The sequence below is a fragment of the Sphingomonas sp. genome (genome assembly GCF_040398505.1).
Taxonomy (GTDB): domain Bacteria; phylum Pseudomonadota; class Alphaproteobacteria; order Sphingomonadales; family Sphingomonadaceae; genus Sphingomonas.
This window is the reverse complement of record NZ_JBBATX010000077.1, coordinates 1-12921: the sequence shown is the minus strand read 5'-3', so window position 1 is coordinate 12921 and position 12921 is coordinate 1. Positions and strand designations below refer to the sequence as shown.

The window sequence follows — 12921 nt, the reverse complement described above, 5'->3', positions numbered from 1 at the left end:
GGCATTACCCTCTCCATGTTACATTTGATTTACTGAATGTATGTATAACTTAACACTGAGTCGATCGTATCGTACATGGTACCCGTTCGGCGCTGGCGGGCCGGGTTCGAACTCGCTATGACGCTCGCGTATGTCCACAACCTTCACCATCGACACCGCCACCAGCCGCGCCAACCCGATGCCCGCACCGATGAAGCGGTTGACGGTACCGGCGATCCGCAAGCAGAAGGGGGGCGTCCCGCTGGTGATGCTCACCGCGTACACGGTGCGGACTGCGCAATTGCTCGATCCGCATTGCGATATGCTGCTGGTCGGCGACAGCCTCGGGCAAGTCATCTATGGCCTGCCATCGACGGTGCCGGTCACGCTCGAAATGATGGCGGCGCATGGCGCTGCTGTCGTGCGCGGCAGCTACCATGCGGTCGTGGTGATCGACATGCCGTTCGGCAGTTACGAGGCAAGCCCCGAAAAGGCGTTCGAGAGTGCCGCCTATCTGCTCAAGCAGACCGGCGCGGCGGCGGTGAAGCTGGAGGGCGGAATCGCGATGGCCCCGACCGTCAAATTCCTGTCCGAACGTGGGATTCCGGTGATGGGCCATGTCGGGCTGACGCCGCAAGCGGTCAACACGCTGGGTGGCTATGGCGCGCGCGGGCGCAGCAAGGTCGAGGCGGCAAAGATCGTCGCGGATGCGGTTGCCGTCGCGGACGCTGGCGCCTTTGCGATCGTGATCGAAGGCGTGGTCGAGCCGATCGCGATCGAGATTACCCGCGTGGTCGGCTGTCCGACGATCGGCATCGGCGCTTCGGCGCAGTGCGACGGACAGGTTTTGGTGGCCGAGGATATGCTCGGCCTGTTCGAACGCACCCCGCGCTTCGTCAAGAAGTTCGACGACATGGCGGGCCGTATTTCCGCCGCGGTCGCGTCCTATGCCGACGACGTTCGCGCTCGCAGCTTTCCCGGACCCGAGCAGATTTACGCGCCAAAGGACTGAACGAACCGGCTTTTTTGAACGCTTTTGTTTGGCGCGGCGCGGCGCTAAGGTCCGCGCGTCCCACACCCTTTCCCGACGGAGTTTCCCCCTTGGCTGTCCCGCCGAACACCGATGCTGCATTCTTGCGCGAAGTCGATGAGGAGCTGCGTCGCGATCAGCTCGCCAAGGCGTGGCGCAGCTACGGGATCGTCGCGATCGCAGTACTGGTACTGGCGGTGCTCGGCTTTGGCGGCTGGCAGATCTGGCGCGCGCAACAGTTGAGCGCAGCCGGTGAGCAGGGCGAAACGCTGTCCAAGGCCTACGAGGATATCGGCGGCGCGCATCCCGAAGCCGCGCAAGGCAAGCTGACCACGCTCGCCGGATCGAGCGTCGAGGGGTATCGTGCGCTCGCGCTGATGAGCCAGGCCGATATCCTGCTGCAAAAGCAGGATTTGCGCGGTGCCGCGACCAAGTTTTCGCAAGTCGCGACCGATGCCTCGATCGGGCAGCCGTTCCGCGATCTCGCGCTGATCCGCCAGACCACCGCCGAATTCGATACGCTGAAGCCCGAAGTGGTCATTGGCCGCCTGCGTGGCATCGCGGTCAAGGGCAATCCGTGGTTCGGCAGCGCGGGCGAACTCGTCGCGATTTCGTATCTGCGGATGAACCGCCGCGATTTGGCGGGGACGCTGTTTGGACAAATTGCCCGCGACCCGGACATGTCGGAGACCATGCGGCAACGTGCGGTTCAGATGGCGGGCGTATTGGGCGTGGATGCCGTTATCGAGGCTAAGGACCAGAAATCGAAATGAAGATGACCAACCGTTTTCTGATCATCGCCGTCGCCGCGGTCGCGCTCAGCAGCTGCGCGACGTTCAAGGGTAAGAAAAAGACCCCCGTGCTCGGCCAGCGCATCGCGATCCTCGCCGGGGAGAACGATGTCCTTGCCGACAAGACGATCGCCGGGGTCGAAGTGCTGGTGCCGCCGGCCGTGACCAATGACAATTGGGCGCAACCCGGCGGCAACTCCGCCAAGTCGATCGGCAATATGACGCTGGGCGCCAATCTGTCGCGCGCGTGGAGCGTGACGATCGACGGCGGCAGCAACCGCCAGCGGCTTGGCGCAGCGCCGGTCGTGGCGGACGGTCGCCTCTATGCGATCGACGTCGATGCCGAAGTACACGCTTTTTCCGCGACCAACGGCGGATCGGTGTGGACCACCAACATCGCGACGTTGGACAAGAAGTCGCGCAGTGCGCGCTTTGGCGGCGGCGTCAGCTTCGAGGATGGCAAGGTCTTCGCCACCGACGGACTGGGCGATGTCGTGGCGCTCGATGCGGCCACCGGCAAGGTGATATGGCGTGCCAAGCCGGGCGCGCCGCTGCGCGGTTCGCCGACGGTGGCGAACGGCGAAGTCTATATCCTCAGCCAGGACAATCAGCTTTACGCTTTGTCGCAGGCCGATGGCAGCGTGCAATGGACTCAGTCGGGCTCGATCGAAACGCAAGGCGTGTTCGGCGTTGCCGCACCGGCCGTCAGCCAGGGTACCGTGGTCGCGGGTTTCTCGTCGGGCGAACTCAACGCCTATCGCTATGAAAATGGCCGTACGCTGTGGCAGGACGCGCTGTCGCGCTCGACCATCTCGACCTCGGTTTCCTCGCTCGCCGACATTGATGCCGATCCGGTCATCGACCGCGGCATCGTGTTCGCGGTCGGGCAAGGCGGCCGCATGGTCGCGCTGGAGATCGTGTCGGGTCAGCGCCTGTGGGAGCAGAATTTCGCCGGAATCTCGACCCCTTGGGTCGCGGGCGAGTGGGTGTTCATGGTCACCGACGATGCGCGGCTGGTCTGCCTCGCGCGCGCGACCGGCAAGGTCCGGTGGATCAGCCAGCTGCGCCGCTACAAGAGCGAAAAGGTCAAGAAGGACGGCACAGTCAAGGATTCGAAAAAGGCCAACCCGGTGACGTGGTACGGTCCGGTCCTCGCCGGAAACCGCTTGGTCCTGACCAATTCGCAAGGGCAAATCGCCTCTGCCTCGGTCGACACCGGCAAGGTGACCAGCGTGATCGACGCCAAAGCACCCTTCACCTTGCCCCCGATCGTGGCGAATTCGACGCTTTACGTGCTCGATCAAAAGGGTCGCGTGACCGCGTATAAATGACCCGGCCCAAGGCGGGGTGACGGAAGCATGCGTTTCCCGTAAGGGGGCGCATGTCCAGTCTCCCTGTGGTCGCGATTATCGGCCGGCCGAACGTCGGCAAATCGACCCTCTTCAACCGTCTCGTCGGCAAAAAGCTCGCGCTCGTCGATGATCGCCCCGGCGTGACTCGCGATCGGCGCGAGGGCGCTGCGACGCTGGTCGGCCTCGATTTCCGCGTGATCGATACCGCCGGCTATGAGGATCAGGATGCTGCCTCGCTGCCCGGGCGGATGCGTCAGCAGACCGAAGCGGCCGTCGCGCAAGCCGATGTCGCGCTGTTCATGATCGATTCGCGAGTCGGGCTGGTCCCGCTCGACGAGGAAATCGCGCGCTGGCTGCGCGGGTCGACGACTCCGGTCATCCTCGTCGCCAACAAGGCCGAGGGGAAGGCCGGGGCCGATGGCATCCTCGAATCGCTGTCGCTCGGCTTTGGCGATCCGGTCGAATTGTCCGCCGAACATGGCGAGGGGCTGGTCGAACTGTTCGACGCGCTGCTGCCCTATATCGAACCCGAAAAGGATGCGGCGGGCGAGGATATTCCCAATGCCGATGTCGACGAGGAATATAGCCCCGACGCGCCGCTGAAGCTCGCGATCATCGGGCGGCCGAATGCGGGGAAATCGACGCTGATCAACTGTATTCTGGGCGAGGAGCGGCTGATCACCGGGCCGGAGGCGGGGATCACGCGCGATTCGATCGCGGTCGACTGGATCTGGCACGACCCCGAGCGCGAGCCGGGCGAGAATGCGCGCAAGGTGCGGCTGATCGATACCGCCGGGATGCGCAAGCGCGCCAACGTCCAGGACAAGCTCGAAAAGCTGTCGGTGGCGGATGCGCTCCACGCGATCGATTTTGCCGAGGTCGTCGTGCTGCTGCTCGATGCGACGCGGGGACTCGAATCGCAGGATTTGCGGATCGCCGATGCTGCGTTGCAGGAAGGTCGCGCGCTGATCGTCGCGATCAACAAATGGGACGTGGCGGAGAACGGGTCGAGCCTGTTCAACGGAATCAAGGCCGCGCTTGAGGAAGGGCTCAGCCAGATCAAGGGCATGCCCGTGCTGACCGTTTCGGGCGCAACCGGCAAGGGCATCGACACCTTGTTGAAGGTGGCGTTCGAAACGCGCGATGCCTGGTCGCGCCGCGTCGGCACCGGCGAACTCAATCGCTGGTTCGAAAAGGCGGTCGAGGCCAACCCGCCACCCGCGCCGGGGGGCAAGCGCATCAAGCTGCGCTATCTGACCCAAGCCAAGACACGGCCACCTGGCTTCGTCTTGTTCGGCACGCGCGTGGACCAGTTGCCGATGAGCTATCAGCGGTATCTCATCAACGGCATCCGTCGTGACCTTGGATTTGGCGCGGTTCCGGTGCGGCTGACGCTGCGCGCGCCGAAGAACCCGTTCGATCGGTGAGCGAATCATCATGACGGGTTGCGCTTAACCACGAGCTCCGTCGACGATCGCTTTAGCGGCGACGGTGTTTATTGCGCGCGTCAACGGCTCGTTTACTTGCGCGCGGTAGACAGACCCTACTTTCGAGCGATGGCGCTCGAAGCGGGAGATGACCGTGTCGCTCGACGCTAGAGAATTGATCGACTGGAACGTCTTTACGCGTGCGCGCGCCGAACTCGGCGCGGGCTTCGTCCGCATTCTAGGGTATTTCCGCGAGGATGGTGTAAAGTCGGTCGCGGCGCTGGAGGCGGCGATGCGCGCGCAAAATGCCGCCGGCATGGTCATCCCGGCGCATACGCTGAAAGGCGAAGCGCGCCAATTCGGCGCCGAGCCGCTGGGCGTGTTGGCCGAACGCATTGAGGCGATTGCGCGCGATTGTGTCGAGAATCGCGATACGCCCGATCAAGCCTTGTCCGACATCGTCGCCTTGCGTCCGCTGTTCGAAGCGACGCTATCGATGCTGGAGCGCGAATCAAACCCGCTGGTTGAACGTCGTCCCGCTTTCGGTCGTCGCGCCAACTGAACTCAGGCGCGCAGCCGTTCGATCGCTTGCGCCAGGGCGACGTACAATTTGCCCATGTCCGACGACAGGATCGTCACGCCGAGCGGCGATCCGTCGCGTTGCGACAGGATCTGGCGCAGCATCGCTTCGAAATCGTGGATGTAGCGATTGACCTGATCGCGGAACGCCGCGTCTTCCTCATGCAGCCGCGCGATCTCGCGTGCTTCGCTCGCATCGAGCAAGCGCACCGCGCGCCGGGTGAAGACCCCGCGATCGCCCTTCAGATAGGCCGACCAAGCACTGTCCGAAATGTCGCTGGAGAATGCCTTGGCGATGTCGATCGACGCCGAGTTGAGCGATTCGATCAGCAGCGACACGCGGCGCGCTAGCGTATCCTGATCGGCGTTCTCGCGCTCGACCTTGGCCTCCTCCAAGCGCGATTCGACGATCGCGGTCGAATCGGCAATCGCGAGCATTTGACGCGTCAGGCGTTCGGACGCGCGCGCCGCGGCATCTGCGGCAGTTTCGGCGGCGGCGCCGATACTGGCGATCTCGCGCCGGACGCCAGCACCGATCGCGCGTTCCATCGCCGCAGCACTTTGCTGTTCGAGTGCGAGCGCCGCCTCGGGGATGACCGTTGCGAGCGTTTCGCGGGCGCGGTCGGCGGCGGCACTGGCGGTGTCGCGCACGCGCAACAGCGCTTCGACCAGGCGCGGGGCGGCGTCCTCGGCGAAGCGATGCGTTCGGCTGATCGTTTCCTCGACCATGGCGCCGAGCGCATCGGCCTTGACCTTGCCGTCGCTGAGCGTGTCGAGCAGCGTTCCCGACAGTGTGTCAACGGTGTCGCGCTGGCTCGCAATGACATGGGCAATCGCCTCGATCGCGTCATGCGTGCTTTCTGCCGCCGTCACGAGCGCCAGCAATTCGGGCTTGGCCGCGCCGACGATCTTGCGGCTGGAGGCAATGCGATCGTCGAGACGATTGAGCGCCTCGGGCAGCGTCTCGTCAATCTCCCGCGCCGCCGAATCGAGTGCGAGCAACAGCCGTTCGGTCGTGCCGATCGCGGTGGTCGCCATCGTATCGCCGGTCTTGAGTGCTTCGGTCATCGCATCGGCCGAGCCGCCGAGCGCGCTGATCGACGCGGCGAGCGCTTGCGCGCGCGTTACCCCTTGCGCGTGGAGCGTATCGAACGTGCCACTGACGCGCGTGATGCCCGAATCGATCTCTCCGACGATGGTTTGGCTGGCGTCGCGTTGTTCGGCCAATCGTGCGGCGACGCGATCGATCAGCGTTTCGATTTCGCCGATGCGCGCGGCAAGGCCCTCGGCACTATCGCGTGCGGCGCGGTCGAGCGCGGCCTGGTTGGTGCCGAGCATCGCCAGCATGGCATCGCCTTGCGCCGCAATCCCCTTGCGCGCTTCGTCGACCGCGTCGGCGGTACGGCCGAGTAGCCCGTCGACCGCGTTCGACATATCGCCAGTGACCTGTTCGAGCCGCGCGCCGGCGGTCTCGCTGGTCGCTTCCATGCGCGTGATGTGCGCGGCGAGCTTTTGTGCGGCGCCGTTCGCGACCGCATCGGCCTCGCGCCCCCGCTCGGACAGCGCGGTGAGCTGCGCGTCGAGCGCGGCGGCATGCTCGCTTGCGGTGACGCCGGTGGTCTTGAGCAGTTGCGCGAGCGTTTCGGTCTCGCCGTGCGCGCGCGGTAGCAAAGCGAGCAGCACTTGCAGGCGCGTGTGTGCCGCATCCGCCGCCGCCGCCAAAGCGGTGGCATGCGAATCGGCACTGGCGACATGTTCGGCCAACCCGGTCCCGACCGTTTCGAGCCGCAACACCGCGCCGTCGCCTAGCGCCATTAGCGTTGCGGTTTGTTCGGCAAGGTTTGCGCGATTGGTTTCGATGCTGTTCGAAAGCGCCGCAACGGTGCGCTCAAGGCTGGCCGCTTCCGCGCGCATGGCCTGAGCGGTGCGGCCGAACCGCTTCGCTTCGGCACTGCTGGTGCGTAAGGCCAGCAACAGCAGCACGCCGATCAGCGCAGGCGGCACGCACAAGGCGGCGACGAAGCTGGCGAGGGCCGGGGGCGCAAGCGTGGTGAGGCTGTCGCGGCACAGCCACAGCATGCCGCCGACCCAGCCAAGCGCGAGCAGCGTGCCGAGCACCGCGAGCCATGGCCCGTTACCGCGCGGAGCGGCGACATCGTCTGCAAGCTCGGTCAGTTCGATCGGATCATCCGACGCGGTTTCGGATCGCGGCGTGGCGTCAACCTCCGGCTGGGCCACGCTCGCACGTGGCTCGCTGGCTGGCGCGGCACCGTGCGGCCGCAAGTCTATGATACGCGAACCCCCACTCATCTTGGTTGTTTACCACGAATGGCGCGCACGCAAAGCGAATTGCGAAACCGAACTTTAAGGCCTTTGTCGCTATGCCATTCGCCATGGCCTATGATCCCGGTGCGATTGATGCGACTTTGGCGGCGGCGGTCGGCGACGAACCCGCGCTGATCGCCGAGCTGCGCGAGGCGTTTCTCGAAAGCGTCAAACGCGGGCTCGCGGTGCTGGAATGCGCCGAAGGGGATGATGCGTGGCGTGCGGCCGCGTTCCGGTTGCGTGGTCTTGCCGCCAGCTTCGGCGCGATTCGGCTGATGGCGATCGCCACCGAGGCCGCCGAGAGCGAAGCGCACGATGCGGGGCTGATGCGTCGGCTGCGTCGTGCGGTCGAACGGCTGTAATCCCCGAACGGGCTTTGCCATAGCGCCGCTTACCCCCTAACAGCCCAGCGATGCTGGCTGGAATGATTTTTGCGACTGAAGATGCCGATGACCGCGTGGGCGTGCTTGCCGCGACGCTGCCGTTCGGCGGGTTGACGCTGATCGAGTTTCAGGCGCGCTTGCTTGCTTCGGCGGGCGCAACGCAAATCGTGCTCGTGGTCGCGCGGATGACGCCGGAATTGCTTGGTGCGATCAGCCGGATCGGGCGGCGCGGGATCGCGGTCGATGCGGTGCGTACTGCCACCGAAGCGGTCGAGAAACTGCATCCGCTGGCGCGTGTGCTCGTCGTTGCCGACGGCGTGGTGACGACCGGCGATGTCGTCCAGTCGCTCGCCGCCGCGGGGCAGGACACGTTGCTGGTGACCGATCAGGATGATCTGCATTACGAACGCGTCGGCGCGAAGGCGGCGTGGGCGGGGCTCGCCTTGCTCGACGGCAAGCGCATTGCCGAGGTCGCCGCCATGCCGCGCGATTATGATTTCCAGTCGACGCTGTTGCGCGCTGCGGCGCAAGCGGGGGCCGATCAGGTGCGGCTCGACTCGCACATGGCCCCCGGCCACGGCATCGAACGCAATGCGCAGGCGCTTGCACGGCGCGGTAACGGGACGGTCGCGGCGCTGGTCGCGCGGCCGCTGCGCTGGGCGGATCGGTTCGTGTTTGCGCCAGTTGTGCGTCTGGCACTGCCGCCGTTGATGAAGCGCGGGGTGCCGACGATTGCCGCACTGGCATTGGCGGTCGTGCTGACGATCGCGGCGGTGGCGACGATCGCGTTCGGGCATCCGGCGATCGGGATGGCGGTCACGTGTCTGGCAATGCTTGGCGCGAAGATTGCCGCGTCGCTCGCCTGGGTGCGCGACGATGCGCCGCTGGTGCGCGTTACCGGCCATGCGGCGCCCGCTATCGCGGCGCTGGCCGCGCTGTCGGTCGGCTATGGTGCCGACCGACCGGCAGGTCTGATTCTGGCGGTGGCACTCTTGATCGTCGCCGCGTTGCTGGAACGCGCCGCACCCGCCGAGCACCAGCGCCGGCTTTGGGCCAGCCCGGTGGCCTATCCGGTGGTGATGCTGCCGTTGCTGATCGCCGGCCAGCCGCTGGGCGCGCTGGAAAGTGCCGGTCTCTACGCCGCCGTAACGTTGGCGGCGGCAATTGAGGCGTTTCGCGAAAAGCCTTAGTCTCGCCTTAACGACAACCCCCTAGAGACGAGAACATGTCGATTGAACGTCGCGACATGGATGATGGGACTCGTAGGGGTGCCAACGCGCTGCTCGCCCGTGCAGCGGTGGCGGACGTGCGCGCCGATGCGCGGCTGCGCGTGGCGATCGACGATTTCTTTCTTGTGGAGACGGCACGGCTCGACGATCGCACGCGGGTGGCGATGGCAGCGGTGTTGGGCGATCTCGCGCTGGGGATCGAGGCCGCGCTGCGGCGTTATGCCGCCCGCTTGCTCGCTGCGCGCGACGCCGCGGCGCTGGCCGCAACGCTCAATGCTGAGGCCCCCGCGACCCTCGAACGCCTAGTCGGTGCCGGGCTGGTGCGCGATCCCGATTTGATGCGCGAACTGTTCGGGCGGGTGCGGCAGGATCTGCTCGCCGACGCCCTGCCGAGCGATGCACCCGACGATCCGGACCGCGCGAGCCTCCTTCCGCGGCTTGCGCAACAGGGCGACAGCGTCGTCGCGGCAAGCGCGATTGCGCTGCTGTCCGCCGAAAGCCGCCGCCGCGTGCCGCCCGCGCCGGGGCAACCGAGCTCAAGCGATTTGCCCGCCGAACTCCATCACCGGCTGGTCTGGTGGATAGCGGCGGCGTTGCGCGAACGCTTTGCCGATTCGGCGGGGGAAGCGCTGTCGCTGCTTGACCGCGCGCTCGCCGAGGCGGCGCTGCGCAGCATCGCGGCGCATGACGAGGGCGACCGGTTGGAGGCGACCGCGCTCCGCCTTGCCGCAGCCCTCGACCCGCAAGCCAACGAATTGCCAGGCTTGCTGGTCGAATCGCTCGCCGATCGCCGTCTGTCGCTGTTCGTCGCCTTGCTCGCGCATGCGCTCGGGCTCGATTATGGCGATGCGCGCGAGATCGTGCTCGATCCGGGTGGCGAGCGGCTGTGGCTGCTGCTGCGCGCGCTTGAGCTCGACCGCGAATCGATCGCACGCATTGGCCTCGCGTTGAGCGAGGCCGATCCGCGCCGCGACATCGACCGGTTCGCCGAAGGGCTCGATGCGATTGTCGCGGTCACGCCCGATACTGCACGCCACGCACTTGCCCCCTTGCTGCTGCACCGCGATTATCGCGCCGCGCTGGTTGCGCTGGCCCGGCAGCAGGATCGCGTGCGATGAACGTCAACGAACCGATGTTGCCGCCGGTGCGCGGGCTGATCGACCGTGATGGCCGGCTGGTCGAGGCCGATCAGCGGCTGCACGACCTCAACGCACGCGCCGGTGGCACTATCGGGCAGCCGCTGGCGGTGCCGCAGATCGCGACGCTGGCGCGGCTCGCGCAGCGGCTTGGCATCCTTGTGTCGCGCGGCGTCGTCGCGGGGGACGGCGATGGCGATCTCGAATTATGGGTCCGCGCGCAGCCCGAACCGCGCGGCGTGCGGCTGGCTATTACCGGCTGGCGCAGCCGCGCAGCGTGGCATCCCGGCGGGATCGCCGAGGAGCGCGCGTCCGATTTCCTGCGCAGCGAAGCCGATTGGCTGTGGGAGACCGACTCGGCGCTGCGGCTGACCTTCCTCTCGGTCTCGGCCGGTGCGCGCTACGGGTTCGATGCGGCGGCGATGCTCGGCCAGCCGCTGACCCGGTTGTTCGTGCTTGGTGAGAGCGATGGCGGGGCGTTTCCGATCCTAGGTGGCCTCGCGCTGCAGCAACGCTTCGACAATCAGCCCGCGACGATCCGCGACACCGGACGCGGCGTGCGGCTCGCCGCCAATCCGCGCACCGATGCGAGCGGCGCGTTTGCGGGCTTTGTCGGCGCGGCGCACATGCTCGACGATGCCAGCGTGCCGCCGGTCGCGGCGCCATCCGCGCCCGACGCGACGACGTCTGCGTTCGCGGCCCGGCTCGACCAGGCGCTGCGCTCGCCGCTCGACCGGATCATCGCCAATGCCGATAGCATTCACGCGCAGTCCGAAGGGCCGCTGCGTCAGGACTATGCCGACTATGCCGCCGATATCGCCAGTGCCGGGCGGCATTTGATGGGGCTGGTCGACGATCTGGTCGACCTGCAAGCGATCGAGCGGCCCGATTTCGTGGTCGCGCACGAGGCGGTCGATCTCGCCGATGTGGCGCGCCGGGCGGCAGGCTTGCTCCAGGTGCGCGCGGCCGAGGCGAAGGTGCGGATCGATCGGCCGTCACTTGGCGAGGTCTTGCCCGCGACCGGGGAATTCCGCCGCGCCTTGCAAGTGCTGGTCAATTTGATCGGCAATGCGGTGCGCTATTCGCCCGTCGACGGCATGGTGTGGGTCCGCGCCGAGCGCGAGGGCGATGTCTCCGCGATCATCGTCGCCGATCAGGGCCGGGGCATTGCGCCAGAGGATCAGGCGCGGATTTTCGACAAGTTCGAACGCGTCGATCCGCGCGAGGCCGGGGGATCGGGGCTTGGGCTGTACATCGCGCGGCGACTGGCGCGGGCGATGGGCGGCGATGTGACGGTCGACAGCGCACCGGGGCAGGGGGCGCGGTTCGTGTTCACCTTGCCGGTGCGGGTGGGGTGAGGGCGTCTTAAAGTCGCACGAGTCGCACCATCGCTGGTTTGTTTCTTGGGCCTTAGCGTGCTCAACTCGCCCCGTTGAACCGGATCAGCGCCATCGAGAACGCAAAGACGAAGGCATAGCCGAAGCGGTCGATGCCGAAGCGCTCCTGCCCTCTCTTGTCGCGCCACCGGCCGACCAGCATCATCACGGCACCGGCGATCACCGGGGTGATGAGGACATTCGCCTCGCGCAGGGCAAGGTTCGTGATGAAGGGATGCGGCAGGATCAACAGGCTTAGCCCGCCGGCGATCGTGCCGAAGATCGCATAGCCAAGAACCAACACGAACGCATTTCGCGGCCTTTCCGATGCGTCTGCCAAGGCGTGGAGGCCCGCCTCTGAGAAGCATTCGATCACGATTTGCAGCAGGAACTCACCGAGAAATTGCAGGATGATTTCGATGATCGCCTCCATGTTGTGCGCCTTAAACCGTGCGGTGCGCGAGGGTGGCGCGGGTTTGGGGAAAAGCCAAGGTGGATGGGGTGGTGACCGAACCGTGCCCCTCAAGAGCGCTCGGTCAACGCGCCGGGCGGCGGGGTGAGGACGCGGAAGGTTAGGCTAAGGTTAGGCGTAAACGCGTGTTTTTGGGGTGGGGGTTTGAGGGGAGAGCGGATGCCGCCCAACAGCCCACATCCCCTCCCGAGATGGCGTCATCCGGCATCCACCTCAAAATTTGCGATGGACCGATAGGACGAAATCCGCGGACGCCATCGGATCATGTTCTGGGAAGGCGTTATCGGAATCCATGTTCACCGATAAACTTCCGAGTTTGAGCGAAAAATTCGCATGATAATGTGGTCCCAAAGTCCCAAATGTTTCGCCGGTTAGAGCGAGAAGATAACGCTGAGACGCGCGGGCAACATTTACGGTCACGAACCTTCTGCTGGTAAATGCGGAATCCGCCGTGTCAGCATCCGCATCATTGGCAAAAAGCGCTCGGGTCTCGTTGATCGACAGGCCGGAGCAATCGGCTTGCGCGTCGCAGTGACGCCCTGATTTTGCCGTTTCGGCACTTCGGGAGCTGGCGACCGATGCTTGGGCAGAAACCGGTGCAAGCGGCACCAAAGAGGCGATAATCGTCGCTAGAGCGATAATTTGGGTGCTGTTGCTGCCTCTGGAGCTTGCGAGCAACGGCCAATCTGTTTGCCATTTAACCATGGTGCCACCCCGTCGTTGCGTGCGTTCACAGCATGGCCAAAAAGTCTCTACTAAGTTCCGAATGGACTGGCTTAATGGGTTGTAAGGGCTCCCTGGGCCGACGCCGACCCGATGCCTTAAGGCCTCGAAACAGCAAC

12 protein-coding genes are annotated in these 12921 nt (G+C 65.6%); 9 read left to right on the top strand and 3 right to left on the bottom strand.

All coding sequences use genetic code 11. From position 1 onward, the window contains the following. Positions 1-130: 130 nt before the first annotated feature. From panB to ABWP09_RS10320, 5 genes are all read left to right on the top strand, one after another. Positions 131-991, top strand: a complete 861-nt coding sequence (panB, locus tag ABWP09_RS10340) for a 3-methyl-2-oxobutanoate hydroxymethyltransferase (protein ID WP_353205064.1) — start codon at positions 131-133, stop codon at positions 989-991. Between the two features lie 89 nt (positions 992-1080). After that, complete coding sequence (locus ABWP09_RS10335) at positions 1081-1782, top strand: tetratricopeptide repeat protein (RefSeq protein ID WP_353205063.1); 702 nt, start codon at positions 1081-1083, stop codon at positions 1780-1782. Beyond that, positions 1779-3131: a PQQ-like beta-propeller repeat protein gene (locus tag ABWP09_RS10330; protein ID WP_353205062.1), complete on the top strand. Its 1353-nt coding sequence runs from the start codon at positions 1779-1781 to the stop codon at positions 3129-3131. The genes ABWP09_RS10335 and ABWP09_RS10330 overlap by 4 nt, the downstream gene beginning before the upstream one ends. Before the next feature lie 50 nt (positions 3132-3181). Beyond that, positions 3182-4579, top strand: a complete 1398-nt coding sequence (gene der, locus ABWP09_RS10325) for a ribosome biogenesis GTPase Der (RefSeq protein WP_353205061.1) — start codon at positions 3182-3184, stop codon at positions 4577-4579. Between the two features lie 148 nt (positions 4580-4727). Next, complete coding sequence (locus ABWP09_RS10320; protein ID WP_353205060.1) at positions 4728-5141, top strand: Hpt domain-containing protein; 414 nt, start codon at positions 4728-4730, stop codon at positions 5139-5141. Positions 5142-5143: 2 nt separating this feature from the next. Here ABWP09_RS10320 and ABWP09_RS10315 read toward each other — a convergent pair whose 3' ends face one another. Continuing rightward, positions 5144-7468, bottom strand: coding sequence for a coiled-coil domain-containing protein (locus tag ABWP09_RS10315; RefSeq protein ID WP_502959787.1), 2325 nt, complete (start codon positions 7466-7468; stop codon positions 5144-5146). Between the two features lie 83 nt (positions 7469-7551). Between ABWP09_RS10315 and ABWP09_RS10310 the strand changes: the two genes are divergently transcribed. From ABWP09_RS10310 to ABWP09_RS10295, 4 genes are all read left to right on the top strand, one after another. Continuing rightward, the gene (locus tag ABWP09_RS10310) at positions 7552-7845 is read left to right on the top strand and encodes an Hpt domain-containing protein (protein WP_353205058.1); all 294 of its coding nucleotides are present in this window, start codon (positions 7552-7554) and stop codon (positions 7843-7845) included. 62 nt (positions 7846-7907) lie between these two features. Further along, positions 7908-9056, top strand: coding sequence for a hypothetical protein (locus ABWP09_RS10305; RefSeq protein ID WP_353205057.1), 1149 nt, complete (start codon positions 7908-7910; stop codon positions 9054-9056). 35 nt (positions 9057-9091) lie between these two features. Beyond that, positions 9092-10213, top strand: a complete 1122-nt coding sequence (locus tag ABWP09_RS10300; RefSeq protein ID WP_353205056.1) for a DUF2336 domain-containing protein — start codon at positions 9092-9094, stop codon at positions 10211-10213. Beyond that, on the top strand, positions 10210-11589 hold the full coding sequence (locus ABWP09_RS10295; RefSeq protein WP_353205055.1) for a sensor histidine kinase: 1380 nt from the start codon (positions 10210-10212) through the stop codon (positions 11587-11589). Before ABWP09_RS10300 ends, ABWP09_RS10295 begins: the two co-directional genes overlap by 4 nt. Before the next feature lie 61 nt (positions 11590-11650). Here ABWP09_RS10295 and ABWP09_RS10290 read toward each other — a convergent pair whose 3' ends face one another. Together ABWP09_RS10290 and ABWP09_RS10285 are read right to left on the bottom strand one after the other, a co-directional pair. Then, a complete protein-coding gene (locus tag ABWP09_RS10290) occupies positions 11651-12040 on the bottom strand; it encodes a hypothetical protein (RefSeq protein WP_353205054.1) in 390 nt (129 codons plus the stop codon). 252 nt (positions 12041-12292) lie between these two features. Continuing rightward, complete coding sequence (locus tag ABWP09_RS10285) at positions 12293-12784, bottom strand: hypothetical protein (RefSeq protein WP_353205053.1); 492 nt, start codon at positions 12782-12784, stop codon at positions 12293-12295. Positions 12785-12921: the final 137 nt, after the last annotated feature.

Bases quoted from the DNA above. Each gene is read 5' to 3' on its own strand.
- panB (WP_353205064.1), top strand. From the start codon at position 131: ATGTCCACAACCTTCACCATCGACACCGCCACCAGCCGCGCCAACCCG.
- ABWP09_RS10330 (WP_353205062.1), top strand. From the start codon at position 1,779: ATGAAGATGACCAACCGTTTTCTGATCATCGCCGTCGCCGCGGTCGCG.
- der (WP_353205061.1), top strand. From the start codon at position 3,182: ATGTCCAGTCTCCCTGTGGTCGCGATTATCGGCCGGCCGAACGTCGGC.
- ABWP09_RS10320 (WP_353205060.1), top strand. From the start codon at position 4,728: ATGACCGTGTCGCTCGACGCTAGAGAATTGATCGACTGGAACGTCTTT.
- ABWP09_RS10315 (WP_502959787.1), bottom strand. From the start codon at position 7,468: ATGAGTGGGGGTTCGCGTATCATAGACTTGCGGCCGCACGGTGCCGCG.
- ABWP09_RS10310 (WP_353205058.1), top strand. From the start codon at position 7,552: ATGGCCTATGATCCCGGTGCGATTGATGCGACTTTGGCGGCGGCGGTC.
- ABWP09_RS10305 (WP_353205057.1), top strand. From the start codon at position 7,908: ATGATTTTTGCGACTGAAGATGCCGATGACCGCGTGGGCGTGCTTGCC.
- ABWP09_RS10300 (WP_353205056.1), top strand. From the start codon at position 9,092: ATGTCGATTGAACGTCGCGACATGGATGATGGGACTCGTAGGGGTGCC.
- ABWP09_RS10295 (WP_353205055.1), top strand. From the start codon at position 10,210: ATGAACGTCAACGAACCGATGTTGCCGCCGGTGCGCGGGCTGATCGAC.
- ABWP09_RS10290 (WP_353205054.1), bottom strand. From the start codon at position 12,040: ATGGAGGCGATCATCGAAATCATCCTGCAATTTCTCGGTGAGTTCCTG.
- ABWP09_RS10285 (WP_353205053.1), bottom strand. From the start codon at position 12,784: ATGGTTAAATGGCAAACAGATTGGCCGTTGCTCGCAAGCTCCAGAGGC.